Below are 26621 nucleotides of genomic sequence, written 5' to 3' on the forward strand. Positions count from 1 at the left end.
TTTAGAGAAATCGTTTTCGCTTTTTTATATTGATTTTCAATAGGTTAATTCACTGCGTTTTCTGAAAAAATTCGCATAAATATCTGATTTGTTGTGTTTTATATGTCTTCAATTATATATTTGTTAGGAATCAAAAAAGAATCTGTTATGCCAATTACAAAACAATTTTTAAAGTCAAAGCCAGAGTGTAAGGTAACCTTCACAGTTTTAGATACTGACGCCAGCAGTGTTGCCGTTGCAGGCGATTTTAATGAGTGGGAAAAAGTAGAGCTTAAAAAGCTAAAAAATGGCTCTTTTAAAGGAGCATTAAACATTCCCGTAGATGCATCTTATGAATTTAAATATGCTGTTGACGGGCAATGGATGAACGATCCTGAGGCAGATAGTTATCAATGGAATGATTTTGCCGGAGCAGATAATAGCGTGCTTTCGGTTTAAACGTATTTCTTTCTTCTAGGAATCTGTTTTAAATATATAGTCTGTAAACTGGCTTTCCGCATCAGTAAACTGGGTGACTACTTTTAGCCCGGCCTCTTGCGCGAGCCAGTTTACAACATCATCATCGTATTTCTGGGAAATTTCGGTATGAATACTTTCCCAAGGCTCAAAATTGATCTGAAGATTCAAATTTTTGAGCGTCACTTGCTGACTTTTTGTACTTACTAAAAAGCTTTTGGTAGTACCCGTTTCAGGATCATAAGTAGGCCAGTGTTTGAAACTTTCGGGATTAAAATCTCCCGCAAGTTCTTTATTTATTCGATGCAAGATGTTTTTATTAAAAGCTTCTGTAACTCCCTGAGAATCATTGTAGGCTTTTAAGATTTTTTCCGGGTCTTTTTTCTGATCAAGTCCCATAAACAACAAATCTTGTTCAGCCATTGAATTTCTAATATTCTTCAAAAAATCAATCGCTTGTGGGTGGGTAAGGTTCCCAATATTAGACCCGAGTACCAGAATGACCTTTTTGCGGTCAGAAGGCTGATTATTTAGTTTTTCTAAAATTTCAAAATACGTGCCCTGCTTTACCTTAATGTTGATCTCTGGCCATTTTTTAAGAATTGCCCCCTCGAGTTCCTCGAGCATATTCTGGCTGATATCAATAGGTTTATAGGTGAAATCCAGCTGCTGTTTTAAAAATTCTTCTAAAAGAATTTTGGTTTTTTTTCCGTCACCGGCACCTAGTTCAATTAAATCAAAACCCTTAGATTCTTGAAATAAGGTTGCGATCTCATTTTTATATTGATCAATGATCTGAAATTCACATCCCGTCAGATAGTATTCGGGAAGATCCATTATCTGCTGAAATAATTTATCTCCTTTTTTGTCGTAAAACCATTTTGAAGACAGACGTTTAGGAAATGCCGTAAGCCCTTCATAGACCTCTTTTTCAAAGGTGTTTTTGAATTGTAATGCAGTTGTAGTTTTCATAAGATACGATTATTGCGCTAAACGAATTCCTGTGAATTGCCAGCGCAATTGAGGATGAAAGAAATTGCGATAAGTGGGGCGCGTATGGTTATTGGAAGTTGCGATAGAGCCTCCGCGCAAAACTTTCTGGCTTACCATAAACTTACCGTTATATTCTCCAAGTGCTCCGGGTGCTTTTTGATAATTAGGGTAGGGTAGGTATGCGCTTTCGGTCCATTCCCAACGTGCTCCCCAGTTAAGCGCTTTATGAGCGACCTCCCATTCAAATTCTGTAGGTAAACGGCAAGACTTCCATTGAGCAAAAGCAAAAGCTTCATAATACGAGATGTGGGTTACTGGAGCCTCAAGGTTTAACGGTTGCACACCATCAAGACCGTAATAAAACCACGAATTATCTTGTTTTTGCCAATATTGTGGAGCCTTTGTATGTAAACTTTTTACCCAGTCCCAGCCTTCGCTATGCCAGAGCAATACTTGCTCATAACCACCGTTTTCTATAAATTCTAGATAGTCCTTATTTGAAACGAGTTGGTTTGAAATTTTAAAATCATTCAGAAATACTTTGTGTTTTCCAAGCTCATTGTCGTAGCAAAAGCCCTCACCATTATGACCGATCTCGTAGATTCCTTCAGGAATTTCTATCCAGGTAGTTGATTGGTTAGAAGCTGGGTTTTCTGAAAATGACTCAGAATATACCGGCTGTAAGGGATTGTTTCCGAGGATGTATTTTATGTCAGTGAGCAGCAGTTCTTGGTGCTGTTTTTCGTGATGAATCCCAATTTCTACAAGGGATTGGAGCTCATCTGAAGCTCTATTCTGTTCAAGTAATTCTTGCAGCTGATTCGTTACATACGCACGATAGTCAAAGACTTCACGCACGGTAGGGCGCGAAAGATTGCCGCGATCTGTACGAACCACCCGAGCACCCATGCTTTCGTAATAACTATTGAAAACAAAAGAGAAATTAGGGTCAAACTCCTTATAGTCGGTTTTAAACTTTTTTAAAATAAAATCCTCAAAAAACCAAGTGGTGTGGCCTAAGTGCCATTTAGGTGGAGAAACATCTACAATGGGTTGCACTACATAATCCTCGATTTCTAGAGGTTTACATAGCGTTTCGGTATGTGTGCGGGTTTCGAGTAAAAAGTCAAGAAACGTAGTGGTAGTAGTAAGCATAGCAATAATTTACATACTTCAAAAAGAAGCTTTTTAAATGTACGGGAATTATTGCTATGCCCTAGCTTAGACTGTGTTAAGCCCTAGTTAAAAGGTGAATGGCATAGAATATTTAATGGCTCTGGGTTTACCTCCTGCCTGACCCGGAGTCATTTGAGGTATTGCCATAATGTTTCGTTTGGCTTCTTCCTGAAGCACTTTTGTACCGCCTTTTACACCAAGAATTTGTGGTTTGCCTTCTTCGTTAATCACGAAGTCTACAACCACTTTTTCCTTAACGCTACCTTTTTTGTAGCCTTTAGGGAATTGAAAATTTGAAACTACGTGTTGAACCAGTTGTTTTTTAAAACAAGCCTTTTTTTCTGCTGTCGAACCGGTACATCCAGGCCAAACAGGAGGAATTTCGTTAATGGTGATTCCGTTTCCGGAAACAAGCACGCCTTCTTGAGCAAAGCTGAACGCGGAAACTAAAAAACAAGTAATAAGTAATAAAGATCTCATAGGTATTGAAGATTTGGGGTTACAATTTATATGGCTACTTTACCTTTTATGTGAGGGTGTGGATCGTAATTCTCCAGTTGAAAATCTTCAAATTTAAAACTGAAAATATCCTTAACCTCAGGGTTTATTTTGATCGTTGGTAAGTTGCGTAATTCACGAGTCAATTGCAAATTAAGTTGCTCAATATGATTATTGTAAATATGAGCATCTCCAAAGGTGTGGATAAAATCACCCGGAGCATAATCGCATACTTGAGCCATCATCATCGTGAAGAGTGCATAAGAAGCAATATTAAATGGCACTCCTAAAAATACATCGGCACTACGTTGATAGAGTTGGCACGAAAGTTTTGGTCGTTTATCTTCTGCTTCGGGATCACCGGGAGCAACATAAAACTGAAAAAATGCGTGACATGGTGGTAGTGCGGCCTTGCCGTTTGCGACATTTTCTGAAAATGATTTTGAAGTGTCTGGCATCACGCTGGGATTCCAGGCGCTTACCAGCATACGTCTACTGTTAGGATTGTTCTTTAAGGTTTCTATCACCTCCTTAATCTGGTCTATTTCTTCACTATTCCAGTTGCGCCATTGATGGCCGTAAACTGGTCCTAGATTACCTTCTTCATCAGCCCATTCATTCCAGATACGCACGCCATTTTCTTTAAGATATTCAATGTTAGTATCCCCTTTTAGAAACCAAAGTAGTTCGTAGATAATGGATTTTAAATGAAGCTTTTTAGTTGTGACCATCGGAAAGCCTTCGCTCAGATCAAATCGCATTTGATATCCAAAAACACTTAAAGTTCCGGTACCGGTGCGATCCCCTTTTTGAGTGCCGTGGTCTAATATATGTTTTACAAGATCGTGGTATTGTTTCATAGCAGGAGTGACATTTATGGTAAAAATACAGCTTTGAAAAACACTGTGTTTTTTAAGATATTATTTTTTTTAATAATTTATTAACTAAATATGACTACTTTCGCCTTATAAAAATTGCACAGTCCATTACATGGTTTTAAAATCTAATTCTTATTCATTTGGTGAGGCCAAATATTTTGAAAGCTTTGTTCATATCAAATTTAATGAAGATTTAGATGAGGTCAAGCTTGAATACTCTAAGCAAATTTTTAAAGATATCGAGGCATTTTATGATGGAGCAAGATATGCTTTGATTTCTGAGCGTGGTCTTGCTACAGCTTTTAATCCCATTAATATGAAGTCGCTAAATCTTTCTAAGATGTATGCGTTAGCGGTGGTTTCTCCAGAAGGATCACAACGTCGCGAAGAGCTTGTTGTTGAACAAGGGTACTACAAAGGTTCTTTTGCATTTTTTACTACGTATAAAGCAGCAGAAGAGTGGGTACTTACCTTTTAATAGGTTTTACCCAATAATCATTCCGGCGATAGTTGCAGAAAGTAGTGAGGCTAAAGTTCCTCCTAATACTGCTTTTAATCCAAATTCAGAGAGTGTTTTACGTTGCCCCGGAGCAAGAGACCCTATTCCTCCAATCTGGATTCCTATCGAAGCAAAATTGGCAAAACCACACAAAAGATAGGTTGCCATGATGACTGATTTCTGATAGGTAAAACTTAATCCATTTACCGGGTTTTTGAGTTCGGCTAATTGAATATAGCCTACAAATTCGCTTGCAGCCAATTTAATCCCTAGCAATTGTCCCATAAGCATAATGTCTTCTGAAGCGACACCGATGAGCCACATCAAAGGAGCAAAAATGGTTCCTAAAACAGACTCAAGAGAAAAAGAGGTGTATGGAGTATTAGCAGCCAGAAAGTCGTTTAACGAGGTTACTTCACCGATCTTTCCGAAGCCCCAATTGATCATAGCTATAAAGGCAACAAAAACTAAAAGCATTGCACCTACGTTGGCAGCCAGCTTTAAACCTTCGGTCGTTCCGGTTGCGATGGCGTCAAGAATATTAGAGCCAATTTTATCTGAAGATACTTCTACATTAGGATCTACGGGCATCTGCTGCGGATACAAAAGTTTTGAGATTACAATCGCACCGGGCGCTGCCATAACCGATGCAGCTAATAAATGTCGTGCAAACTCTAACCGTAAGGCCGGGTCATCACCACCCAAAAATCCTATGTAAGCTGCCAGCACTCCACCGGCAACAGTGGCCATACCACCCACCATAACCAAAAGGATCTCAGAGCGTGTCATACGTTCAAGATACGCTTTGATCATTAGTGGTGCTTCGGTTTGCCCGAGGAAAATATTACCGGCGACCGATAAGCTTTCGGCTCCTGAAATGCCTAATAATTTTGTAAGAACCCACGCCATTCCCTTAACCACAACTTGTACGATTCCTAAGTAATATAAAACTGAAGTTAACGCCGAAAAGAAGATGATGGTGGGTAACACCTGAAAGATAAAGATGAATCCATAACTTTCGGTATCCATCATTCCGCCTAAAAGAAATTCGCTTCCGGCAGCAGTGAAATCAAGGATCTTTACAAATATCTTTCCTACAAATTCAAAAGATTTTTGAACAAAGGGAACTTTTAATACGCCTATAGCTAATAGGAGTTGCGCTCCTAAACCAATCCCGATAGTTTTCCAATTGATTGCTTTACGGTTTGTGCTAAAAAGATAAGCAATGACCAGCAGGCAGATCATTCCTAAGACTCCGCGCCATAGACTGTCAAAAGAAAATCCGGCGTTGGGTATAATTACTTTGCTCTCAGCTACCGGAAGAATTTCTTGGGCACTTTGCGCTACAGATGATAAGGTAGAAATGACACTAACAAGTAGGAGTAGAAGTAATTTTCGCATCTATAAATTAATTGCGTTTAGATATTTCGTCTCTGATTTTTGCAGCAGCCTCATAGTCTTCAGCGGCAACAGCTTGTTCTAGAAGAGAATTCAATTCGCTCAGAGATAATTTTTTATAATCGTTAGAAGCAGCGGAAGGTTTTTCTTCCTCCTCTTCAACAACCAGCTGGTCTACAAGAACATCATCTTCTGCTTCTTTAGAAACATCGTGATCAGTACCTTTTAAATAAATGCCGGCTTTATCAAGAATATTTTTATAGGTAAAAATAGGAGCGTTAAACCGAAGCGCTAACGAAATGGCGTCACTGGTACGCGCATCAATGATCTCTTCAATACTGTCACGCTCGCAAATGATACTGCTGTAAAAAACACCATCAACCAGTTTATGAATGATCACCTGTTTAACCTGAATATCAAAACGGTCTGCAAAATTTTTAAAAAGGTCGTGGGTAAGTGGTCGCGGAGGCTTGATCTCTTTTTCAAGAGCAATAGCAATAGATTGTGCTTCAAAAGCGCCTATAACAATAGGTAGCTTGCGGTCACCATCAACTTCACTAAGTATTAAAGCGTATGCGCCATTTTGTGTCTGGCTATACGATATTCCCTTAATATTCAAACGCACTAAACTCATAAGCTGTAAAAATATAAAAAGGCTGTTTAAATGAGGACAGATATCCAAATTTAAACAGCCCTTTGAGCGCTCGAAAATACTAAATTTAAGAGTTATTCGCCTTAAACTCTTTTAATTTTTCGTTTAGCTTAGGAACAACCTCAAAAGCATCTCCTACAATACCGTAATCTGCGGCTTTAAAAAAGGGCGCTTCCGGGTCTGTGTTGATGACTACTTTAGTCTTAGAAGCGTTGATTCCTGCAAGGTGCTGGATCGCTCCTGAAATTCCCACAGCGATATATAAGTTAGAAGCAACAGGCTTACCGGTCTGACCTACGTGTTCGCTATGCGGTCTCCAGCCCATATCAGAAACTGGTTTAGAGCACGCAGTTGCTGCGCCTAGAATATCTGCCATTTCTTCGATCATTCCCCAGTTTTCTGGCCCTTTGAGTCCGCGGCCTCCGCTTACTACGATTTCAGCATCGGCGATGGTAACTTTATCTTTTACTTTATCAACCGACTGTACTTCAACTTTAAACGGCGAATCATCAAGGCTAGGGTCAAAAGACGCTTCCGTAGCATCTTTTTGCGCTTCTTTAAGACCAAAACTATTTTTAGATAAGCCTATGATTTTTACATCTGTGGTGATTTCGGTGTGATTAAAGGCTTTGTTTGTAAAAGCGGTACGCTTTACTTTAAAAGGAGAAGCGCTTTCTGGTAAGGCCACAACATTTGAAGCATAACCTGCTTCGAGGTCTACAGCGAGTAGTGGAGCTAAATATTTAGCATTTGCACTACTGCTTAAAACCACCACTTTTGAACCTTCGTTTTTAGCGATTTCGGTAACTGCGGTAGCATAAGCATTAGCTGTAAACTTACTTAGTTTATCACTTTTTATGTGAACTACCTTATCTGCACCATAAGTGCCTAATGAGGCTGTTTCTTCGGCATTAACGGCAACAGCGGTTACTGTAGTGCTCATCATATCTGCGATGCCGCGGGCGTAACTAACAACCTCGTATGCTGTCTTTTTAAATTTTCCTTCTTCTGATTCTGTATATACTAAAACTGACATATTTTTTGCTTTTGATTTTTTCGCGCAAGCGAAAGAATTAAACGTGACTTAAAAGAACTTTTAGATAGCTTTTGCCTCGTTGTGCAAAAGATCTATGAGTTCGTCTAAATTATCTGGTGAGATAAGTTTTACATCTCCTTTAGGAGCCGGTTTTTCAAAAGAAACGGCTGAGGTCTCGGTTGAAGCACCTTGTGGTTCTTTAACCTCAAGAGGTTTTTTTCGCGCCATCATAATACCACGCATATTTGGGATGCGTAAATCACTTTCTTCAACAATTCCTTTTTGCCCACCTACAACTAGAGGTAATTTTGCAGTTACGGTTTCTTTACCACCGTCAATCTCACGAACAGCAGTTGCGGTATCACCGTCAACTTCGAGACCAATACAGGTATTTACAAAACTTGCACCGAGTAAACTCGCCAACATTCCGGGAACCATACCGCCATTGTAGTCAATAGACTCGCGGCCGGCAATAATCAAGTCGTAATTGCCTTCTTTAGCAACAGTACTTAATTCTTTAGCCACCTGAAATCCATCAAGTGCTTCGGTATTGATTCTAATCGCGGTGTCTGCTCCTATGGCAAGCGCTTTTCTTAAGGTAGGTTCAGTTTCCGGACCACCAACATTAATAATATCTACAGTAGCGCCTTGTTTTTCTTTAAACCACATTGCACGGGTAAGACCAAATTCGTCATTCGGGTTAATCACAAATTGAACACCGTTTGTATCAAATTTGGTGTCATTTTCGGTAAAATTAATCTTAGAAGTCGTATCAGGTACGTGACTGATGCACACTAATATTTTCATATATCAAACTTTTATCTTGTGAACTATTTCGTTTTCGTTACGAAAATAAGCATTAAAATCGGAAATTTGCTATGCGTGCATAACAAAATTTAGTTAAATCCGATTTCTTAGGGAAGATTTAATTCCTATTTTTGCTGTCCCCACAAAATTGGGGTTTTTACTTGATTTAACAGTACACGTACATCCACTTTTATTTATGAAAACAATACAATTTAGGGAAGCGGTTTGTGAAGCCATGAGTGAAGAAATGCGCCGTGATGAGGCCATTTATCTTATGGGGGAAGAGGTTGCAGAATATAATGGAGCTTACAAAGCATCTAAAGGAATGCTTGATGAGTTTGGTCCAGATCGTGTAATCGATACTCCAATTTCAGAATTAGGCTTCGCCGGGATCGCCATTGGTAGTGCAATGAATGGTAACCGTCCTATTGTAGAATATATGACCTTTAACTTCTCGTTAGTAGGTATAGATCAGATTATAAATAATGCGGCAAAGATCCGTCAGATGTCTGGTGGTCAATTTAATTGTCCTATTGTATTTAGAGGGCCTACTGCTTCTGCGGGACAGCTAGGTGCAACGCACTCTCAAGCTTTTGAGAGCTGGTTTGCAAATACTCCAGGGCTTAAGGTAATTGTACCTTCTAACCCAGCTGATGCAAAAGGCTTATTAAAGTCGGCTATTCGCGATGACGATCCAGTTATTTTTATGGAAAGCGAGCAGATGTATGGTGATAAAGGTGAAGTGCCAGAAGGAGAATATTTAATTCCAATTGGTGTTGCTGATGTGAAGCGTGAAGGAAGCGATGTAACTATTGTTTCTTTTGGTAAGATTATTAAAGAAGCTTACGCTGCAGCTGAAGAATTAGAAAAAGACGGTATTTCTTGCGAGATCATTGATTTACGTACCGTGAGACCTTTAGATATTAATACGGTTATCGAGTCTGTAAAGAAAACAAACAGATTGGTGATTCTTGAAGAAGCTTGGCCTTTTGGAAATGTATCTACTGAGATTACCTTCCAAGTTCAGGAAAAAGCTTTTGATTATCTAGATGCACCTATCGTAAAAATAAACACTGCAGATACACCAGCACCGTATTCACCTGTTCTTCTAAAAGAGTGGATACCTAACAGCAATGATGTTGTTAAAGCTGTTAAAAAAGTACTATACAGATAACTAGATACTACTATCTTTGAAGCTTCATTGGTCAATATGTATTGGCTAATGAAGCTTTTTTTGTTAGTAGTCATTTTATTTGCGACGAATACGGTGTTCGTTCGTCTTTAAAATATACTAATTCAATAGTTTTTGAGTTAGAGAAACTCCCCTAGACCGTTACCTATTATATGAGGCACTCCTTAAACCTACTTCTCTTTTTATTTATACCTGTTTTACTTCTGGGCCAAACCAAGGCCGGAGGATTGGTTTTTGACAGTGCCGGTAATCCTGTGCCGTTTGCCAATGTAGTGTTTGCGGGTTCTTCTGAAGGAACAATCACCAATGAGGACGGAAGGTTCTATTTACAGTCAGATAATACTTATGATGCTTTAAAGGTAACTTTTATAGGCTTTCAGGCTAAAGAGGTGTCGCTTCCGCAGCGCGTAAACTATAATCTGGAGATCACTTTAGAAGAAGAAACCGAAAGTCTCAGCGAAGTAGTGGTGTATAGCGGAAAGCAGCCTAAGAAGAATAATCCCGCCATAGATATTCTGCGGAAGATTTGGGCCAACAAACGTTCTAATGGGTTGAATCAATTTGATCAATATGCGTATGACAAATATGAGAAGGTTGAGTTTGATCTAAATACAATCGATAGTTCGCTGATCAATAACAAGATCTTTAATAAAATGGAATTCATCTTTGACCAGATGGATACTTCCCGAATCACCGGAAAAACCTACTTGCCCATTTTTATCAATGAACGAAGTAGTGAGGTTTTTGGGGATAATATTTTAGATAAAGAAAAAGAAGAATTAAAAGGAAACCGCAACAGTGGTTTCAGCACCAATCAAACCTTAATTGCTTTTATTCAAGAGCTGTATAACGAGTTTAATATATATGATAATTACCTGAAGTTTTTTGATAAAAGCTTTGTGAGTCCGTTGTCTACCACGGGTATTGATACCTATAATTATGTGCTTGCTGACAGTTCATACATAAAGGATAAATGGTGCTACAACATTATTTATTATCCCAGACGTTCTAACGAACTCACTTTTAAAGGTGATTTTTGGGTGAATGATACCACTTGGGCGATCAAGGAGATTAACCTGCAGGTCAACAAAAGCGCGAATATCAACTGGGTCAAGGAGATCTATATCGAGCAGGAATATGATGTGCTTAACGATTCTGTTTTCTTAATTACCCGAGATTACTTTTTATCAGATTTCGCTTTACGGAAAAAAGAAGGAAGCCGCGGAGTTTATGGAAAGCGAACCACGCTTTACGACAACTACGTTTTTGATAAGCCCAAAGAAGAAGACTTTTATGATGAGCGCGTGACGCGCTACGATGAATCGGTGTACACCCAACCCGATACCTTCTGGGATGAAAACCGGATGGAGCCTTTAAGCAAAGATGAGAAAGGCGTCTATGTAATGCTTGATTCACTTCAAAAAGTGCCCAAATTCCAAGCTTTTTATAGTGTAAGTTCGGCGATGGTAAGCGGGTATTATGAGTGGGATAAAGCCAATCTTGATATAGGTCCGTTGTTTTCTGCATTTGGTTTTAATGATGTTGAAGGGTTGCGTTTACGAGGCGGTGCACGTACCTATTTTGATCAAAATGATCCCTGGCGATTAGAAGGTTTTGGAGCCTATGGGTTTAGAGATAAGAAATTCAAGTTTGGGCTTTCGGGTAAAGTGCTTTTAGATCACAAAGCGCGTTTAATTGTCTCGGGAGGCTACCGTCAAGACGTTGAGCAAATCGCAGCGAGTTTAACCACTTCAACGGATGTTCTGGGACGAAACCTTGCTTCATCTTCCTTAGTCACTGTGGGGAATAATGACCAACTCACGAGCATCAAGCTGGCTAATTTCGCCATTGAAGCCGAATTTTTAAAGAACTTAAAGATCAGAGGTGATCTTTCATACCGCACCTTAGAGTCGGCATCACCTACGTTCAATCTAGATTATTATACTGATTTTACGCAAACCGAAGTAAGATCAGACGTCAAACAAGCAGAGATTGTACTTAGTGGTATTTTTGAGCCGGGTAAGCATACTTCAGGATATGGAGTAGAACGTACAGTTACAAATGAATGGTTTCCTACCATTTATTTTGGGTACACCAAAGGAGTTAAGGGGCTTGTGAATAGTGATTTTGACTACGAAAAACTTCAGGTGTCGTATCGCCAACCTTGGCGTATGGGAGGTTTGGGTACGTTTAGCTCTACCATTGAAGCGGGTAAAACCTTTGGCGAAGTGCCGCTGGGTTTGCTTAGTGTAGTGCCGGGAAATCAGAATTTATTTTCTATTTATGGCACGTTTCCGCAGTTGAACTATTATGAGTTTGTGACCGATACCTACGCCACGCTACATTTAGAGCATAATTTTGGAGGTCGAATTTTTGGCCGTATTCCGTTTTTAAGAAAGCTGAATCTTAGGGAGATTATAGGCTTCCGCGGTGCTTGGGGGTCCATTTCTGAAGAAAACCAACTGATCAATGCATCCAATATTGAATATATAGCGCCCAATGATGAGCCTTACTACGAGTATAGCTTTGGGGTAGGTAATATTTTAAAAGTGCTGCGTATTGATTTTAACTTTAGAGGGAATTACCTTGATACGCCAGACGCCAGAAGTTTTGGGGTTACCGGAGCTTTAGAATTTTCATTCTAAGGATTTTACAATCAAAATCTAAATTCATTTCAAGAATCAAAGACGAAAACGTTATAAGTTTTGTAGGTTGCTTCTTTTCAATGGTTTTTCTTGTGGTAGCTTGACATTTAGAGTATTTTTGCCACCCTATTTAGGTTAAAAAACAATAGACACTATAAAGCCAGAACTAATATGACAGCAGATAGTATTTCGACATTTGATGTTTTAATTGAAATCCCAAAAGGGAGCCGTAATAAGTATGAGTACGATTTTAAGCTGAAGAAAATACGCTACGATCGTATGATTTTTTCTTCAATGATGTATCCTGCAGACTACGGATTCATTCCTGAAACTCTAGCGCTTGACGGTGACCCACTTGATGTTTTGGTATTGGTTACAGAACCTACCTTTCCGGGTTGCGTGATGGAAGTAAAGCCTATTGGTGTTTTCCACATGACCGATGAGAAAGGTCCTGATGAGAAAATCATTTGCGTGCCGGTAAGTGATCCTATCGCAAGCAGAATTTCAGATCTTAGTGAATTAAATCCGCACTTGATCAAAGAGATCGGGCATTTCTTTCAAGTTTACAAAGACCTTGAAAAAAAGAAAGTTGATGTAGGAGGTTTCGGTGATGTAAATGAAGCTAAAGAAATCATCAAGCAATGCATCGATCGTTACGCAGATAGCGATGTTCCAAAAGAGGAAGTAAGTATAGAGTAAGCAGTAAAACGCTTCAATTTTTAAAAGACCGCAAATATGCGGTCTTTTTTTATGATTTATTTTCTGTAATTTAAGGCAATCAATGTAGTAGTATCAATTTCACTACATAAGTTCGACTTAATAAATTCACTTTTTATGGAATCAAACATTATTTATGTGCCAATAGTTCTGGCAGTATTAGGCTTGCTTTTTATGTTTATTAAAATGGCTTGGGTAAAAAAACAACCTGCCGGAAATGACAAAATGCAAAGCATTTCAAAAAGTATTAAAGAAGGTGCACTGGCATTTTTAGCCGCAGAATACCGCTTACTTCTGGTATTTGTTGTGATCGCTTCTGTTCTTTTATATATTATCTCAAACGTTGTAGCTACGACAAGTTGGTTGATTGTACCTGCCTTTATCATCGGGGCGTTCTTTTCTGCATTAGCCGGAAATATAGGAATGCGTATCGCAACAGACGCTAACGCACGTACTGCCGAAGCTGCTAAAACCAGTTTACCTAACGCGTTAAAAGTTAGCTTTGGTGGAGGTACCGTAATGGGGCTTGGAGTTGCCGGGCTCGCAGTTTTAGGACTGAGTTTGATCTTTCTATTTTTGATGGGAAGTTTTCTAACCGAAGGTGGAAATTTTTATAATGAAATGACCATTGTGCTTGAGACACTCGCAGGCTTCTCTCTAGGCGCCGAATCTATTGCGCTATTCGCGCGTGTGGGTGGTGGTATTTATACGAAAGCAGCAGATGTAGGAGCAGACCTTGTTGGGAAAGTTGAAGCGGGTATCCCGGAAGATGATCCGCGAAATCCCGCTACCATTGCAGATAATGTTGGGGATAACGTAGGGGATGTTGCTGGTATGGGTGCAGACCTTTTTGGGAGTTATGTGGCTACGGTTTTGGCCGCTATGGTATTGGGTAACTATCTCGTGCAGGATATGTCACAAGGAGCTCCATTTACTGATGCGTTTAATAATATGGGTCCCATTTTACTTCCCGTAGTAATTGCGGGAGTTGGAATTTTAGCTTCGATCATCGGGACGTTTTTGGTGAGTATTAAAAATAACGAGGCCAAAGAATCACAGGTGCAAAAGGCATTAGATATGGGGAATTGGGTAGCGATTGTGCTAACCTTAATCGCTAGTTATTTTTTAATCGATTGGATGTTACCAGAAATGATGTCGATGCAATTCTTCGGTGAAGGATATAAAGACATTCCATCAATTAATGTGTTTTGGTCCGCTTGTATTGGCCTGGCGGTGGGAGCGCTAATTTCTGTAGTTACTGCACATTATACAAGTTTAGGTAAAGGTCCGGTGCTTGATATAGTTAAGAATTCTTCAACCGGTGCTGCGACAAATATTATCGCAGGACTCGCTGTCGGAATGAAATCAACGTTTTTATCAGTGATTTTATTCGCTGCGGCGATTTATGGTTCGTATGAGCTAGCCGGCTTTTATGGAGTTGCGCTCGCAGCTTCAGCAATGATGGCAACAACAGCGATGCAGCTGGCGATAGACGCTTTTGGTCCAATCGCAGATAATGCAGGAGGTGTTGCCGAAATGAGCGAACTGGAAGACCATGTGCGTGAACGTACTGATATTTTAGATTCGGTGGGGAATACGACCGCAGCTGTTGGTAAAGGTTTTGCAATTGCTTCGGCGGCATTGACGGCTTTGGCGCTTTTTGCGGCTTATGTAACCTTTACAGGAATCGACGGAATCAATATTTTTAAAGCTGATGTATTGGCAGCGCTTTTTGTGGGAGGAATGATCCCCGTGATTTTTTCAGCCTTGGCGATGCAATCTGTAGGTAAAGCGGCGATGCAAATGGTGCAGGAAGTCCGTCGTCAGTTTAAAGAAATTCCCGGAATTTTAGAAGGAACCGGCAAACCCGAATATGGCAAGTGTGTCGCGATTTCTACGCAAGCGGCCTTGCGCGAGATGATTCTTCCCGGACTGATCACTATTATTGTTCCTATAATTATCGGACTTATTTTTGGTGCAGAACCTCTTGGTGGCTATATGGCTGGAGTTTGCGTTTCAGGCGTGATGTGGGCTATTTTTCAGAACAACGCCGGTGGTGCTTGGGACAACGCTAAAAAGTCTTTTGAAGCAGGTGTTGAAATTAACGGAAAAGTAGAATACAAGGGGAGCGACGCGCATAAAGCAGCGGTTACCGGGGATACTGTAGGAGATCCTTTTAAAGATACTTCAGGGCCTTCTATGAATATTTTGATCAAACTTACCTGTCTTGTGGGGCTTGTGATCGCCCCAATTCTCGGTGGACATTCAGAAAGTTTGGTAAGCAATCAGGAGGTTAAGGTCGAGGTGCAAATGCAACAAGAATCAAACGGGTTGTACAGCGCTTTGATCACCGAAACAAAAACTATAGATGGAAAACTTCAGGTTACTGAAAAACGACTTAAGGGCAGTGAAGAAGAGCTGAAGAAACAAATAGCAGCCTACAATACTGAGTCACATAGTGCATCAGAAAAGCATGTTGTAAAGGAGATAAAATTTGAAGAAAAAGAATAACGTATCCTTAAGACAACTTTATCATTTTAAATCCCGATGACCTCATCGGGATTTTCTAATTTAAAGATATGCTGAAGGATGTTCTACAAAAACTTAAACTGCACCCCCAAGATCCCTTGCAAATTCACGGGTATCAAACCTATGGCACTAACGGGCATTTGTATTTGCTGGGAAGAGCTTTAGAAGATGAGGGCGTCAATCTGGATAAGACCGGCTTGGGCAACGCATTTAAAAATGCGTATAAACAGTTTAGAAGTGATGAGTTACCCTTTGCAAAGCTGAAAATCAAATTGCCGGATGATCGCGTTTTCTATGTAGAAACAAATGCCGAAGGCTATTTTAAATTTGATAAAGCGGTTAAGGATTTGCAAGACCTGACGAACGAGCAAGGTTGGTTGCAGCTAGAATTGGCGTATGATGATGAAAACCAAAAACGACTGATTAAAAACAACAACAGGTTTCCGGGGCAAATGTTGATCCCTTCTCGCAAAGCGGAATTTGGCGTCATCAGCGATATCGACGATACCATTTTAAAAACCGGAGTAACGTCACTTTTAAAATGGCGCGTCATTTTTAATACGCTGTTTACGGGTGTGGGCAAACGCACCCCGTTTAAAGGAGCGGCGTCTTTTTACAAGCAACTGCATTTAGGAAAGTCGGGCAAGGCTTCTAATCCTATGTTTTATGTGAGTAATAGTCCGTGGAATTTATATCACTACTTACAAGCTTTTATCAAGCATAACAATTTTCCTAAAGGAGCCATTTTGCTACGGGACTTTAGAACGCCTTTTGACCGAATCCCAAAACCCGAAAAACCTCATAAACAGGGAGAAATCCGAAATATTTTAAGAACCTATCCTGATTTACAATTTGTACTTATTGGAGATAGCGGTGAGCACGATGCCGATATCTATATCGAGATCGCTGAAGAATTTCCTGAGCGTATTAAAGCCATTTACTTGCGTAGTGTGAATCACGAAAAGCGTGTTTTTCGTGTACGCGGACTTCTAGAACGTTTTGAACTAACGCCTGCGCTTTTGGTTAAAGACAGTCAAACCGCAGCAGAGCACGCACGAGAATTGGGACTTATCCAATAAGTATTACACTTCGCGCACCACAAAAAAGCCATCATTGCCCTGATCTTGATACAGCGGCATAAAAATAAAAGCGTCCCATTCACTTCTAACTTCAGAGCCATTGTGTATGGCTAACAGTTCTCCTTTTTTAATAGGTTGAAAGTTTTCGTAACCCGGTTCCATTTTAAACGAATCACCGTCTTTGATCTCGTGACGGTATTCGATCTCAAAGGTCTTCTGTTCAGCACGCATAGCTTCCATATACGTTGCAGCTTCAGGGTGTTTTTCTAAAGTGTTTAGATCTAAATCACAAGCTTTAGATAACGCAAGCCAGATCATTCCTTCATGATGTTTTACCGCATCAGGGCTGGTATGTTGACCGCCTTCAAAGACAAAACCGGTAACGCCAATTCGGCTTAGATAATGATCGATGCATCCATAAACGATATCTGAAAACCCACGGATTATATAAGGTGGAAACCGGTGCGCCCAAGCATCATTGTCATGTACTTCCTGCACAGAGATATACGGTTTACTAGCGGAAGAGGTTGTGTGACAGTCCAGAAAATAGCGCTTCTCAAAATCTGCTTCCGGAAACTGTTCTAACACTTCGATAATAGAAAACATCTCTTTTTTCTCGTGAGAGTCTTGTTTTTTGCTAGCTATATTTTCTTTTGTCCAAGTACGGTTGAGGTCTTCGTCAATGTAGCGCACATTTTCCTGTAGCGCTTTATGATTCCCGGAAACTCCCACAACGGTACCTTTGATCTCAGGTTGTTCCTTTTTTAATTGAGCAAAGACTTTTTGCAGCGCTTGAACGCCACTGGGCTCATTGCCGTGAACGCCACCGGTTATAAAAAGAAGCGGTCCGGGTTTATTGCTTGTGTATTGCCCCAGAATTCTGGAATATTTTTTTTCTAAAGACATAATTTCTGATTAGTGCATTGAGGCTAATTCGCGGTTTGAAAAGCCGTGCGTGTAATGCTTTTTATAAGCTACTTTACGCTCTATCGCTTCGATCACGGGATCTGTAAATTCAGGAAGGCCAATAGCTTCACAGTAATCTAAGCCGCCGGGGCTCAGTACATTGATCTCGATTAATTTATCATCTACCACATCTAGGCCTACAAAGAAAAACCCGTCTTTTATCAATTTAGGCGCTGTGATCTCTACGATATGTTCCATAGCCTTGGTGAGTTTTGCCGGTTTTGCTTTCGCGCCTAGCGAGAGGTTACTTCTGAACTCAGTTTTATCACTGTTCACCCGTCGTATAACAGCGAGCTTACCATTTTCTTCCAGAATGCGACCGTTGACCAGAATGATTCTTACATCACCTTTACTTACTTCCGGTAAAAATTCTTGTGCGATAACGTAGCCCAATTCGGTTAAACTGGTGATGATCTGATTGAAATTCTTTTTTTCTTCATCTATCAAATACACATTCTGCCCTCCGGAACCTTCAAGAGGTTTGAGCACGATCTTTTTGTCACACTTTTTCCAGAATTTTAGGAGTTCGTCTTTATCTCGCGTTATTAAACTTTTGGGTTTAATTGAAGCCGGTAATTCTTCAAAATACAGCTTGTCTATAAACGCATTAGACATAGCGTCGGCATCATTGAGCACCAAAACTCCTTGCTCTTGCAGCATACGGCCAAAAGCAATGCCGGAGTGCTCAGCCCAATGTCTGTCGTCTGTTTCTTCGGTGGGATTATTCCGCAGGAATACCACATCTATTTTAGAAGAATCTGCTTTGGTCCAGGCTAATTGTTCATCTTGAATCTGCTCCCAGAATTCTTGGGGTGTTTTATACTTTAGATCTTCGGGTATTTTTTTACAGGTAAGTTTGATGGGCCCACCCTGATAAAAATTAAAACCACCTACGTTCATTACATAAACTTCGTGGCCGCGCTGATGCGCTTTCCGCATTAATACTACTGAAGTACCTACCGGTTCGGTGGCAACATCACTTACTACAAAACATATTTTCATGATTAGATCATTTTAGATAGTGTAATGCCTTCTTTAAAGGCGTTTAGTTTGGTTGAAAAGTTGGTATTCTCAAAATACCGTGGAATAATCTTAGGTGCATTAAGCAACTTGCGTTGCGTGAGATCGTTTATAATATCTACGTGTTTCAGTGCAAATTTTCCCGCAAGTAAAGGTTGTAAGTCGCCACCATTTCCTAAGTAATCCCTGAGTTCTACAAGACCTTTGAGATAGATGATATCTTTTAGAAAACCACCGCCTTGAAACATTCGAGAAGTGATATTGAAGGCGCGCTCTTTTGTAAAACCATAGTCGGTATAGAGGTGATGAAAAACCGATTTAAAATCGGCTCCGTTCATCAGATCTTCACCAGCGACCACGCGCCCAGCCAATATTCTCAAACGGTTACCGGTTAAACCGCCGCCCAGATATTCTGAAAGTACCGCAATCCCTTCTTGAGTAGCATCATAATCAGCAAAGCCAGCCGAGAGCTGACTCAAAGGCTGCTGGCTTCCATTAAAATGCGTGAGCGCGTGCGTACCCAACTCGTGCTGAATTAGTGCCTGCGCTTCTATTTGCGTCATTTTATAATCTGCCGGCAAATACAATTCGCCGTTAGAGACCATAATAATATTCACATCTTCGCGTATGTGAATGTTGCTTTCAAAATGGGGTGCTTGCTTTTTAAAGTATTCAAATTCTACTTTGGCCAACTCTTGAAACTGATGCGCGTCAATAGTCTTTTCTGTAGACTCTTCGTGATTTTCAGGAATGGTCTCTAGAATGAGTTTGGCTTCGGCTAAAACATTTCTGGGGACACCCTGATATAATCTGATACTGCTGTAAAAGAAATTTTTAGAACCCCGTTCTTTAAGCATCGTGAGTTCTTTATCTAATTCCTCGCGTTTTTCGTTATATAAATAGGAAAGCGAAGGATCATCGATCTCATCTATACGCAAATTATAAAGTTCCCGCTTAAGTAAATCGGGATCTACCGGAAGCAAGCGATAGTGATAGGTGTCAATTTCTTCAAAATTTGTTTCAAAAAATTTGTGTCGTAACGCCTGAATATTTACCGGTGCTACCAGTAATAAAAACTGATATCTCGATTGAATTTCAGTGATCTGACGGTCTATTTTTAAAACCTCTTTATGTATGCGACGACGGCCTAGATTGTGGTAGCTATGAATGTCTGAAGTAGTTTGTACGCGTATAAATTCATATATCGTTTTCTGAATAGCCTTAGCCAACTTATCGCGGAACATTCTAAAATACAGCGGATACATTTTACCGCTTTTATTACAATATACGGGCGGTAATTCGAGTCCTAAAAGCGTTCCACCGGCAGCCTTTAATTCATCAATATCAAATAGAGGTTCGTCGCCGGGTTTTTGGCGGTTTTTGGTGTGGTTGATTTTTGCACCTAGCTTTAAGTCGTACCTGCGACTGTCAATCGCAGAAAGTTCTTCAGACAGCGTTTCAAGCGAGGCCGGTAATTTATGCGAGGGTCCTTTAATGATAAAGTCAGTGCTTGCGGGTTCTCCCTTGTACAATTCTAATAGAATAAAAGACCCAAACCTGTCGGCCATTTTGGTGGTCAATTCTTTTATAAACTCTCGGAAATATTCAAAATGAGAATCGCCGATAATGAGGTAGGATGCTCCGGTCCGCGCAAGGCGCATAGTGGCCTTATCTTTCGGTTTTTTTCGATAGATAAGCAATGCAGGGACATCGTGTTCAAGCACTAAAAATCCGCCGTATGGCAGATCGCTCATCGTGCGTTTTCCGGGTTCTAAATCAGCTAAAAGTTCGCTTGTTTCACTGGTCATTTTAAATGCGCTTCTCCATTTACTACATCAAATTAGCAGAAAGAAGCGCAGCTAGCAAACGTTTGCGAGGGAATAGATCAAGGTTTAAGAGAAGTTTGGCAGGAAGCGATACTGCTTTAACACAGAATTAAAAAAGCCTGCGATCAGGCAGGCTTTCGATCCTTATTTTGAAAGGAATTGTATTCGTTAATCGAGATATATTTTTGCGAGGAAAGTCCCCGAAATTTGATAGTTAAAACAGTCCGTTGATTTCAGCATCGATTTTGTTGATGATGTCTCCCAGATCTTCAGGATTATCTACAAAATTGATATTGTCTACATCAATGATAAGCAAATTGCCTTTGTTGTAGTCGTGAATCCAAGCTTCATAGCGCTCGTTTAGTCGGCTCAAATAATCGATAGAAATCGAATTCTCATACTCTCTCCCGCGCTTGTGAATCTGTGCTACCAGGTTAGGAATACTACTGCGTAAATAAATAAGCAAATCTGGACCTTGAACCACGCTTTCCATAAGTTCAAAAAGTGAGGCGTAGTTGTGAAAATCGCGATTGGTAAGCAAACCCATCGCGTGTAAGTTGGGCGCGAAAATATGCGCATCTTCATAGATCGTACGGTCTTGAATAATGTCTTTGCCGCTTTCTTGAATCTCTAATAATTGTCTGAATCTACTGTTTAAAAAGTAGATTTGCAGGTTAAAAGACCAGCGCTCCATCTCATTATAAAAATCATCTAGATACGGGTTGTCTACAACATCTTCATATTGCGGTTGCCAGTTATAATGCTTTGCTAGAAGTCTTGTAAGGGTGGTTTTTCCGGCGCCAATATTGCCTGCAATCGCGATGTGCATGAGATTAGGATTTAGGTAGCTTTAGTGTGTAGGTTGAGATTTTTTCTGAGCGGTAAAGATACAGGTTTCCTGCTTTCAAATAAAACGCTTTAGTGTCTTGCGGAAGGTTTTTTATTTCTTGCCAAGAAGCCGATTGTTTGGTTTTGATAAACAGTTTTTGATCTTGAATACCGAAGAGTTTTTCATCAAGAACCGCAATGTTTGATAATGATGTCGCAGAAAGTTTTTCAAGTAAACTTCCGTATTGATTGTAATGGTATAGATTGTTTTCTGTGAGTACCCAGCAGGTGTTAAAATCACTTGCAAGTTCTAAAGCGATATCCGGCTGCGGAGTAAAATTGCTGTCTATGCGGTTGTTTTGATAGTCAAAAAGTTCCAGACGTTGCAGGTCAGTATTGAAGATCCAGAGTCGGCGATCGCTTGCCGTGCGTGCGTGACTTACATTTCTGAAGTTTTCGATGGCGTTAAAATTTACTCGAGTGATTTCATTCAAGGTGTTGTCGAGAATCACCGCAGTATTCGTTTCGGCATAAAAAACTGTAATTCGTAACGGATTTAAAAGATCTACTGTACTGATTGACCCCAGCCGCAAATCACTAAACTGAATGGTTTTGTCTTTGCTCTTTTTATAAAGCGCGCGGTCTTTTACGTAATAAAAATTGTTATATGAATCAACACCAATAAAAGTGTCTGCTTTAAGCGATACAGCAGTGTCTAAAGGTAATGCAGAAACTTCCAAACTGTCCTGCGCACATAGTGTGGAGATACAAAAGAAGATAAAAAGAAGCACGTTCCGCATTCTTGAAAAATACAAAATAATGCTGTTTTAGAAAGGTCTATATCTTTGGCACCGCTAAAAGGTTTTACACTTTGAGGTTAAACTCAAAATTGAAAATTTGCTTTTAACAAAGATATTTTGAGCTTGCCTGAGGTAGTTTCCTGCAATCAACACGTAAGTTTATAACCAAAACCTCGCACGTTTATGATTTGAATACGCTCGTCTTTTGATAATTTTTTGCGCAGTTTCGAAATAAACACATCCATACTGCGTGCTGCGAAGAAATCGTCTGAATTCCAAAGTTTGTTTAGAATGAGGCTGCGATCGAGTACTTGATTTTTGTTTTTGATGAGATGAAATAACAAATGCGCTTCCCTGTGGGTGAGCAAAACCGGTTCTTCGGTTTGAAACTGTAAGGTTTGTTTTGGGAAGTTAAATTGATACTCACCTAAAGTCAGCACTTCAGATTGTGATTGGAGTTTTTTACGTGCGACCAGATTGTGAATACGCACGATCAATTCTTCCATACTAAAAGGTTTTTTCAGGTAGTCATTTCCGCCTATGCTAAAGCCTTCTACAACATCGCTGGTTTGTGATTTTGCGGTGAGAAATATTATAGGAATGCTGTCATCTTTTGCTCGGATCTCTTTAGCTAAAGTAAAACCATCTTTCTTGGGCATCATCACATCGAGTACCAAAGCATCATAGCTATTTTGCTCAAAAAGTCTTAGTGCTTTTTCTCCATCTTCGGCAAGGTCTACAGTGAATTCGCGGGTTTCCAGACTCTCTTTTACGATTTGTCCCAGCGCAGCTTCGTCTTCGGCTAAAAGTAAATGGGTTGTATTAGGCATGGGGCAATTCGATTTTAAAAGTGGTTTGAGAAGTTACAGAAACATCGATGCTTCCGCCATGTTTTTCAATAATTTTCTGAGTGTAATAGAGTCCGATCCCAAAGCCTTTCACGTCGTGCGTATTCCCTTTAGGAACGCGATAGAATTTCTCAAAGATTTGTTTTGCTTCGGCTTTGCTTAATGAAGTTCCAGAATCTGTAATTCGTATCTCAATTTGTGAGGATAGATTTTCCAACTCAACCAGAATAGTATCACCGCCATATTTCACGGCATTATCCAGTAAGTTGTTCAAGGCGTTATCCAGATGAAAAGCATCACCCAAAATCCAATTGTTTTCTCGTAAAGCTGTAAAACGAATGCTTTTCTCAGGAGCAAGGGTTTGATGCTTTTGAACCAAATTTTCCAGGATCTCATTTAGGTTGATCTCTTCCTTGTTGAGTGCGAGCTCTTCACCATCTAAGGTGGCGGTTTCTAAAAGTTTTTCGACCATCATCGTGAGTTTGTCGAGTTGGGCGGTGGAAGTATTCACATAATTGCCGGTTTTGACGGGATCATTTTCACGATTGAAATTTTTGATTCCCTCGAGGGCGACACTTATGGTCGCGATAGGCGTTTTAAACTCGTGTGTGATGTTGCTGATAAGGTCGTTTTTAACTTCGGCGAGTTGTTTTTGGCGGTTGATGATCTTAAGTAAAAACAGGAGGCAGGCAATGACGCAAGCGATTAAAACTGTCGATAAGATAACTCCACCTAGAATCCTTTTGAACAGAGTAGCTTTGTAATTTGTAAAATACAAATTTAGCGAACTGCCTTTGGGGAGTAGGCTACTTGTAGAGTATGTGCTTTGACCTGCACGACTTTTTATGTCCTCAAGTGTTGTTTGTTTTTTTCCGTTGGAATTTACAAACTCTAAGGATTTGTCAATATTGATGTCTCTGCGCATTAACTCAATATTGAGAAGACTATCCATTTTTTTCATTTGAATGGTATCTTCGGTAATTGAGATGACCACTTTTGAGGTGAAAATAGACCAAGGATTTTTTTCAATACTATCATTGGCTTGTAAGTTTTTGGCTGTTATGATTAAAGAATCAATTGCTTTTTGACTGTCTAATTCTGAGACTGAATCCTCTATCTGAATAAAGCTGTCTATGGCAGTCCCACGTAAAACTTTGATTCCTTTTATCTTTTTTGAATCCAGGCTATCTAAGCCTTTAAACCCTTGACTGCTAAGGTCAATACGTTTTATAAGACTATCCATTTGATTTGTTAATGCATTTTTAGGAGCGGTTTTCTGATCTAGAAAAAAACCAACGGTGTTATTTTGAGCCAAGATAGTGTAGTAGTTATCAACCGCATTATCAAGACTTGCCTGCATTTCATCAATTAGTCTAAAGCGTTCAGTTTCATAATTTTTGATATTCCAGTAAAACTGAATGGAAAGTGTAATGAGTATTACCGCACTAATAAAATAGATGAGTATACTATAGCGTCTATTTTTCATAATTCAAATGTAAATTCAAATTCTCAGAACAGTTTCTACGGTTAACACTCGTTAACAGTGGTTAACGCTTTTAAAATGAACAAATATTCAATTTTGAGTTGAATTTAAATAATTGAAGATGAAAACTCTATTCACTACCATTTTTCTAAGTATTTGCATGTTTACTTACGGTCAAAATCAAAAGTCATCTTGGACTATTAAAACCGCATCATATTCAGATTCAACCCAATCAAAGTGGAAAGTGCATACCTCTAAACTAGATATCTCAACAGATGATCTGGAAGAATTACGAAATTTAGACTGGGAGTTAATGTTACAGGAGTTTGAGAAAGACTCTTTACTTGCACGCGACATTCAACTTTCTGTAGAATTTGTAGAGGAAAAATCATTAAAGGGGAAGACTTTAAAAGGAATGTCAGCATCTCTTAAAGGAAACACTAAAGAACTCGAAGATTTAAAGAAAAGAATTTCAGAAGTTACAGAAAGCTTAGTTCAATTTATTGAAAGCTATAAAGATTAATCAATCACAAATCAAACCGTTATGAACATTAAATTTTTAACTATCGTTGTCTTTTTTCTTGCTTTCGCGGAAGCCTTAATGGCACAAGACTTTCAAGGGGTTGCGACTTATAAAAGCAGACGCAAGGTCGATCTCAAAATGAATGGGGAAAATATGACCGATGCGATGCAGGAGCAAATTGCAGCCCAACTCAAAAAGCAATTTGAAAAAACCTACACGCTTACTTTTAACCGTAACGAGTCTTTGTATAAGGAGGAGGAAAAATTAGCTGCTCCTGATGTGGCTTCCTCTAGCGGCATACAGATTAAAATAAGTCAGAGTCGCGATATTCTTTACAAAAACACTGCAGCGCAACGTTACGAGCGTCAAGAAGATGTATTGGGAAAAATCTTTTTGGTAAAAGACAGCTTATCAAAACCTCAGTGGAAACTGGAGAAAGAGACAAAATCCATTGGGGATTACACTTGCTTTAAAGCTACCCGTATCGAGGAGGTAAACAGTCAGACATTTTCTTCAGAAAGTATGAAAACGGTAGACACTTCGTTTACTAAAACCGTGACGGTATGGTACACGCCGCAAATCCCTGTGAGCCACGGTCCTGGTATGAATTGGGGATTGCCGGGTCTAATCCTGGAAGTGCAAGACGGAGACCAAACAATTTTATGCAGTCAGATCGTGCTCAATCCCGAAGAAAAAATCGAGATCAAAGCTCCTGAAAATGGTAAAGTAGTAGGCGAAGCCGAAATGAAAACCATTCAGGATGAGAAGATGAAAGAGTGGATTGAGCGTAACAGCAGCACTCGGGAAGATGGTAAAAGCTTTACCATAAAAATAGGTGGATAAAATCTTTTTGGCCGTTAAACCTTTGAAGCGCAGAGAAGTCAAAAAGCGATAAACTATTTGACTTATGAAACTTCAATCTTTATTTCTGGCTTTGGCGCTAGCTTTAATGACTAGTGCGATTAATGCGCAACAATTTGACGGAGGGGTAGCCACTTACCAATCTAAAACATCTTTTGATTTTGAAAACTTTGGTGGTCGCGAGATGAGCGAGCAAATGAAAAAGCAATTTGCCGAGCGCATGAAAAGCCGTCTGGAAAAAACCTTCACGCTTACGTTTACTAAAGACGAGTCTATTTACGAGGAAGAGGAAAAACTTGAAGCGCCCGGAGCCGGTGGTGGTATGCGTTTTATGGGTGGTGGTTTTGCACAAGGCGGAATCTATAAAAACATTGCTGAAGACACCTATGCGCGTGAAAACGACTTGATGGGCAAATCTTTTCTGGTAAAAGATACGTTAAACAAGCTAGATTGGAAGTTAGAGAAAGAGAGCAAAATGATTGGCCAGTATGCGGCTTTTAAGGCGACCGCTGTACGTAAAATAGAAACCAGTCCTTTTGAAGCTATGCGTCCGCCGCGTCCCGGTGCAGAGGCAGATACGACAGAAACCTCACCAAAAGAAGAAGTGATCACCGCTTGGTATACGCCGCAAATTCCCGTAAGTCAAGGTCCTGATGAATATTGGGGACTTCCAGGGTTGATTCTTGAAGTGAGTGCCGGCCGCACGGTGATCTTATGCAACAAAATCGTGATCAATCCTAAAGAAGGTCTTGCTATTGAAAAGCCTAAAAAAGGCGATGAAGTTTCTCGTGAAGAATATCAAGAAATAGTTGTCGAGAAAACTAAAGAAATGGCAGAGCGCTTTGGCAACGGTAGACGTCGTGGTCCCGGTGGTCGCGGATAAAAACCCAAAATTCAACCTAAAAACAACA

General features: G+C 39.9%; 25 protein-coding genes. 10 read left to right on the forward strand and 15 right to left on the reverse strand.

The window, feature by feature from the left end; genetic code table 11:
* The first annotated feature begins 147 nt into the window (after nt 1-147).
* The gene (locus LDL79_RS09225) at nt 148-438 is read left to right on the forward strand and encodes an isoamylase early set domain-containing protein (RefSeq protein ID WP_072981830.1); all 291 of its coding nucleotides are present in this window, start codon (nt 148-150) and stop codon (nt 436-438) included.
* A gap of 15 nt (nt 439-453) precedes the next feature.
* Here LDL79_RS09225 and egtD read toward each other — a convergent pair whose 3' ends face one another.
* The 4 genes from egtD to LDL79_RS09245 all read right to left on the reverse strand — a co-directional run bounded on the left by egtD (nt 454) and on the right by LDL79_RS09245 (nt 3983).
* Nucleotides 454-1428, reverse strand: a complete 975-nt coding sequence (gene egtD / locus LDL79_RS09230) for an L-histidine N(alpha)-methyltransferase (protein ID WP_225597493.1) — start codon at nt 1426-1428, stop codon at nt 454-456.
* A gap of 9 nt (nt 1429-1437) precedes the next feature.
* A complete protein-coding gene (gene egtB, locus LDL79_RS09235) occupies nt 1438-2604 on the reverse strand; it encodes an ergothioneine biosynthesis protein EgtB (protein ID WP_225597495.1) in 1167 nt (388 codons plus the stop codon).
* 87 nt (nt 2605-2691) lie between these two features.
* Nucleotides 2692-3105 carry an energy transducer TonB gene (locus tag LDL79_RS09240; RefSeq protein ID WP_225597496.1) on the reverse strand — a complete coding sequence of 138 codons (414 nt, stop codon included), beginning with the start codon at nt 3103-3105 and terminating at the stop codon, nt 2692-2694.
* A gap of 26 nt (nt 3106-3131) precedes the next feature.
* Nucleotides 3132-3983: a thymidylate synthase gene (locus LDL79_RS09245; RefSeq protein ID WP_225597498.1), complete on the reverse strand. Its 852-nt coding sequence runs from the start codon at nt 3981-3983 to the stop codon at nt 3132-3134.
* Nucleotides 3984-4113: 130 nt separating this feature from the next.
* Here LDL79_RS09245 and LDL79_RS09250 point away from each other — a divergent pair, with 130 nt between their 5' ends.
* On the forward strand, nt 4114-4479 hold the full coding sequence (locus LDL79_RS09250) for a hypothetical protein (RefSeq protein WP_072981581.1): 366 nt from the start codon (nt 4114-4116) through the stop codon (nt 4477-4479).
* Between the two features lie 6 nt (nt 4480-4485).
* On the opposite strand, the gene LDL79_RS09255 is transcribed toward LDL79_RS09250, so the two are convergent.
* From LDL79_RS09255 to LDL79_RS09270, 4 genes are all read right to left on the reverse strand, one after another.
* Nucleotides 4486-5901, reverse strand: coding sequence for a NupC/NupG family nucleoside CNT transporter (locus tag LDL79_RS09255; protein ID WP_167598746.1), 1416 nt, complete (start codon nt 5899-5901; stop codon nt 4486-4488).
* Nucleotides 5902-5908: 7 nt separating this feature from the next.
* A complete protein-coding gene (locus LDL79_RS09260; RefSeq protein WP_072981585.1) occupies nt 5909-6532 on the reverse strand; it encodes a bifunctional nuclease family protein in 624 nt (207 codons plus the stop codon).
* Between the two features lie 85 nt (nt 6533-6617).
* Nucleotides 6618-7586: an electron transfer flavoprotein subunit alpha/FixB family protein gene (locus tag LDL79_RS09265; protein ID WP_225597499.1), complete on the reverse strand. Its 969-nt coding sequence runs from the start codon at nt 7584-7586 to the stop codon at nt 6618-6620.
* 60 nt (nt 7587-7646) lie between these two features.
* The gene (locus LDL79_RS09270; protein ID WP_167598748.1) at nt 7647-8393 is read right to left on the reverse strand and encodes an electron transfer flavoprotein subunit beta/FixA family protein; all 747 of its coding nucleotides are present in this window, start codon (nt 8391-8393) and stop codon (nt 7647-7649) included.
* A 196-nt stretch (nt 8394-8589) separates the two neighbouring features.
* On the opposite strand from LDL79_RS09270, the gene LDL79_RS09275 reads away from it, so the two are divergent.
* The 5 genes from LDL79_RS09275 to LDL79_RS09295 all read left to right on the forward strand — a co-directional run bounded on the left by LDL79_RS09275 (nt 8590) and on the right by LDL79_RS09295 (nt 16555).
* Entirely contained in the window at nt 8590-9567 is a 978-nt protein-coding gene (locus LDL79_RS09275; protein ID WP_072981591.1) for a pyruvate dehydrogenase complex E1 component subunit beta, read from the forward strand.
* 170 nt (nt 9568-9737) lie between these two features.
* Entirely contained in the window at nt 9738-12230 is a 2493-nt protein-coding gene (locus LDL79_RS09280; protein WP_225597500.1) for a DUF5686 family protein, read from the forward strand.
* Nucleotides 12231-12401: 171 nt separating this feature from the next.
* Nucleotides 12402-12929: an inorganic diphosphatase gene (locus LDL79_RS09285; protein WP_072981595.1), complete on the forward strand. Its 528-nt coding sequence runs from the start codon at nt 12402-12404 to the stop codon at nt 12927-12929.
* Between the two features lie 135 nt (nt 12930-13064).
* Nucleotides 13065-15458 (forward strand): sodium-translocating pyrophosphatase, encoded by a 2394-nt coding sequence (locus LDL79_RS09290; RefSeq protein ID WP_225597501.1) that lies wholly within the window; start codon nt 13065-13067, stop codon nt 15456-15458.
* A gap of 68 nt (nt 15459-15526) precedes the next feature.
* Nucleotides 15527-16555 carry an App1 family protein gene (locus LDL79_RS09295; RefSeq protein WP_225597502.1) on the forward strand — a complete coding sequence of 343 codons (1029 nt, stop codon included), beginning with the start codon at nt 15527-15529 and terminating at the stop codon, nt 16553-16555.
* A 3-nt stretch (nt 16556-16558) separates the two neighbouring features.
* Here LDL79_RS09295 and LDL79_RS09300 read toward each other — a convergent pair whose 3' ends face one another.
* From LDL79_RS09300 to LDL79_RS09330, 7 genes are all read right to left on the reverse strand, one after another.
* The gene (locus tag LDL79_RS09300; RefSeq protein ID WP_225597504.1) at nt 16559-17461 is read right to left on the reverse strand and encodes a M14 family metallopeptidase; all 903 of its coding nucleotides are present in this window, start codon (nt 17459-17461) and stop codon (nt 16559-16561) included.
* A 9-nt stretch (nt 17462-17470) separates the two neighbouring features.
* A complete protein-coding gene (locus tag LDL79_RS09305; RefSeq protein ID WP_225597505.1) occupies nt 17471-18523 on the reverse strand; it encodes an ATP-grasp domain-containing protein in 1053 nt (350 codons plus the stop codon).
* A gap of 2 nt (nt 18524-18525) precedes the next feature.
* A complete protein-coding gene (locus LDL79_RS09310; RefSeq protein WP_225597506.1) occupies nt 18526-20349 on the reverse strand; it encodes a peptidase MATCAP family protein in 1824 nt (607 codons plus the stop codon).
* A gap of 232 nt (nt 20350-20581) precedes the next feature.
* Nucleotides 20582-21196, reverse strand: coding sequence for a deoxynucleoside kinase (locus LDL79_RS09315; protein WP_072981607.1), 615 nt, complete (start codon nt 21194-21196; stop codon nt 20582-20584).
* Nucleotides 21197-21200: 4 nt separating this feature from the next.
* Nucleotides 21201-22010 carry a hypothetical protein gene (locus LDL79_RS09320; RefSeq protein ID WP_225597507.1) on the reverse strand — a complete coding sequence of 270 codons (810 nt, stop codon included), beginning with the start codon at nt 22008-22010 and terminating at the stop codon, nt 21201-21203.
* Between the two features lie 131 nt (nt 22011-22141).
* Complete coding sequence (locus tag LDL79_RS09325; RefSeq protein WP_225597508.1) at nt 22142-22825, reverse strand: response regulator transcription factor; 684 nt, start codon at nt 22823-22825, stop codon at nt 22142-22144.
* Complete coding sequence (locus LDL79_RS09330) at nt 22818-24329, reverse strand: sensor histidine kinase (protein ID WP_225597509.1); 1512 nt, start codon at nt 24327-24329, stop codon at nt 22818-22820. Before LDL79_RS09330 ends, LDL79_RS09325 begins: the two co-directional genes overlap by 8 nt.
* 118 nt (nt 24330-24447) lie before the next feature.
* On the opposite strand from LDL79_RS09330, the gene LDL79_RS09335 reads away from it, so the two are divergent.
* The 3 genes from LDL79_RS09335 to LDL79_RS09345 all read left to right on the forward strand — a co-directional run bounded on the left by LDL79_RS09335 (nt 24448) and on the right by LDL79_RS09345 (nt 26593).
* On the forward strand, nt 24448-24849 hold the full coding sequence (locus LDL79_RS09335; protein WP_225597510.1) for a hypothetical protein: 402 nt from the start codon (nt 24448-24450) through the stop codon (nt 24847-24849).
* 21 nt (nt 24850-24870) lie between these two features.
* On the forward strand, nt 24871-25692 hold the full coding sequence (locus LDL79_RS09340; protein WP_225597511.1) for a GLPGLI family protein: 822 nt from the start codon (nt 24871-24873) through the stop codon (nt 25690-25692).
* Between the two features lie 64 nt (nt 25693-25756).
* Complete coding sequence (locus LDL79_RS09345; protein WP_225597512.1) at nt 25757-26593, forward strand: GLPGLI family protein; 837 nt, start codon at nt 25757-25759, stop codon at nt 26591-26593.
* Nucleotides 26594-26621: the final 28 nt, after the last annotated feature.

This window comes from Leeuwenhoekiella palythoae (assembly GCF_020310025.1).
GTDB classification, from domain to species: domain Bacteria; phylum Bacteroidota; class Bacteroidia; order Flavobacteriales; family Flavobacteriaceae; genus Leeuwenhoekiella; species Leeuwenhoekiella palythoae.

Excerpts from the sequence above, each read along its gene's own strand:
- LDL79_RS09325 (WP_225597508.1), bottom strand. The coding sequence starts at position 22,825 with ATGCCTAATACAACCCATTTACTTTTAGCCGAAGACGAAGCTGCGCTG.
- LDL79_RS09265 (WP_225597499.1), bottom strand. The coding sequence starts at position 7,586 with ATGTCAGTTTTAGTATATACAGAATCAGAAGAAGGAAAATTTAAAAAG.
- LDL79_RS09285 (WP_072981595.1), top strand. The coding sequence starts at position 12,402 with ATGACAGCAGATAGTATTTCGACATTTGATGTTTTAATTGAAATCCCA.
- LDL79_RS09310 (WP_225597506.1), bottom strand. The coding sequence starts at position 20,349 with ATGACCAGTGAAACAAGCGAACTTTTAGCTGATTTAGAACCCGGAAAA.
- LDL79_RS09345 (WP_225597512.1), top strand. The coding sequence starts at position 25,757 with ATGAAACTTCAATCTTTATTTCTGGCTTTGGCGCTAGCTTTAATGACT.
- egtD (WP_225597493.1), bottom strand. The coding sequence starts at position 1,428 with ATGAAAACTACAACTGCATTACAATTCAAAAACACCTTTGAAAAAGAG.
- LDL79_RS09330 (WP_225597509.1), bottom strand. The coding sequence starts at position 24,329 with ATGAAAAATAGACGCTATAGTATACTCATCTATTTTATTAGTGCGGTA.
- LDL79_RS09300 (WP_225597504.1), bottom strand. The coding sequence starts at position 17,461 with ATGTCTTTAGAAAAAAAATATTCCAGAATTCTGGGGCAATACACAAGC.
- LDL79_RS09275 (WP_072981591.1), top strand. The coding sequence starts at position 8,590 with ATGAAAACAATACAATTTAGGGAAGCGGTTTGTGAAGCCATGAGTGAA.
- LDL79_RS09240 (WP_225597496.1), bottom strand. The coding sequence starts at position 3,105 with ATGAGATCTTTATTACTTATTACTTGTTTTTTAGTTTCCGCGTTCAGC.
- LDL79_RS09270 (WP_167598748.1), bottom strand. The coding sequence starts at position 8,393 with ATGAAAATATTAGTGTGCATCAGTCACGTACCTGATACGACTTCTAAG.
- LDL79_RS09250 (WP_072981581.1), top strand. The coding sequence starts at position 4,114 with ATGGTTTTAAAATCTAATTCTTATTCATTTGGTGAGGCCAAATATTTT.
- LDL79_RS09340 (WP_225597511.1), top strand. The coding sequence starts at position 24,871 with ATGAACATTAAATTTTTAACTATCGTTGTCTTTTTTCTTGCTTTCGCG.
- LDL79_RS09225 (WP_072981830.1), top strand. The coding sequence starts at position 148 with ATGCCAATTACAAAACAATTTTTAAAGTCAAAGCCAGAGTGTAAGGTA.
- LDL79_RS09260 (WP_072981585.1), bottom strand. The coding sequence starts at position 6,532 with ATGAGTTTAGTGCGTTTGAATATTAAGGGAATATCGTATAGCCAGACA.
- LDL79_RS09290 (WP_225597501.1), top strand. The coding sequence starts at position 13,065 with ATGGAATCAAACATTATTTATGTGCCAATAGTTCTGGCAGTATTAGGC.
- LDL79_RS09335 (WP_225597510.1), top strand. The coding sequence starts at position 24,448 with ATGAAAACTCTATTCACTACCATTTTTCTAAGTATTTGCATGTTTACT.
- LDL79_RS09245 (WP_225597498.1), bottom strand. The coding sequence starts at position 3,983 with ATGAAACAATACCACGATCTTGTAAAACATATATTAGACCACGGCACT.
- LDL79_RS09280 (WP_225597500.1), top strand. The coding sequence starts at position 9,738 with ATGAGGCACTCCTTAAACCTACTTCTCTTTTTATTTATACCTGTTTTA.
- LDL79_RS09305 (WP_225597505.1), bottom strand. The coding sequence starts at position 18,523 with ATGAAAATATGTTTTGTAGTAAGTGATGTTGCCACCGAACCGGTAGGT.
- LDL79_RS09255 (WP_167598746.1), bottom strand. The coding sequence starts at position 5,901 with ATGCGAAAATTACTTCTACTCCTACTTGTTAGTGTCATTTCTACCTTA.
- LDL79_RS09315 (WP_072981607.1), bottom strand. The coding sequence starts at position 21,196 with ATGCACATCGCGATTGCAGGCAATATTGGCGCCGGAAAAACCACCCTT.
- LDL79_RS09295 (WP_225597502.1), top strand. The coding sequence starts at position 15,527 with ATGCTGAAGGATGTTCTACAAAAACTTAAACTGCACCCCCAAGATCCC.
- egtB (WP_225597495.1), bottom strand. The coding sequence starts at position 2,604 with ATGCTTACTACTACCACTACGTTTCTTGACTTTTTACTCGAAACCCGC.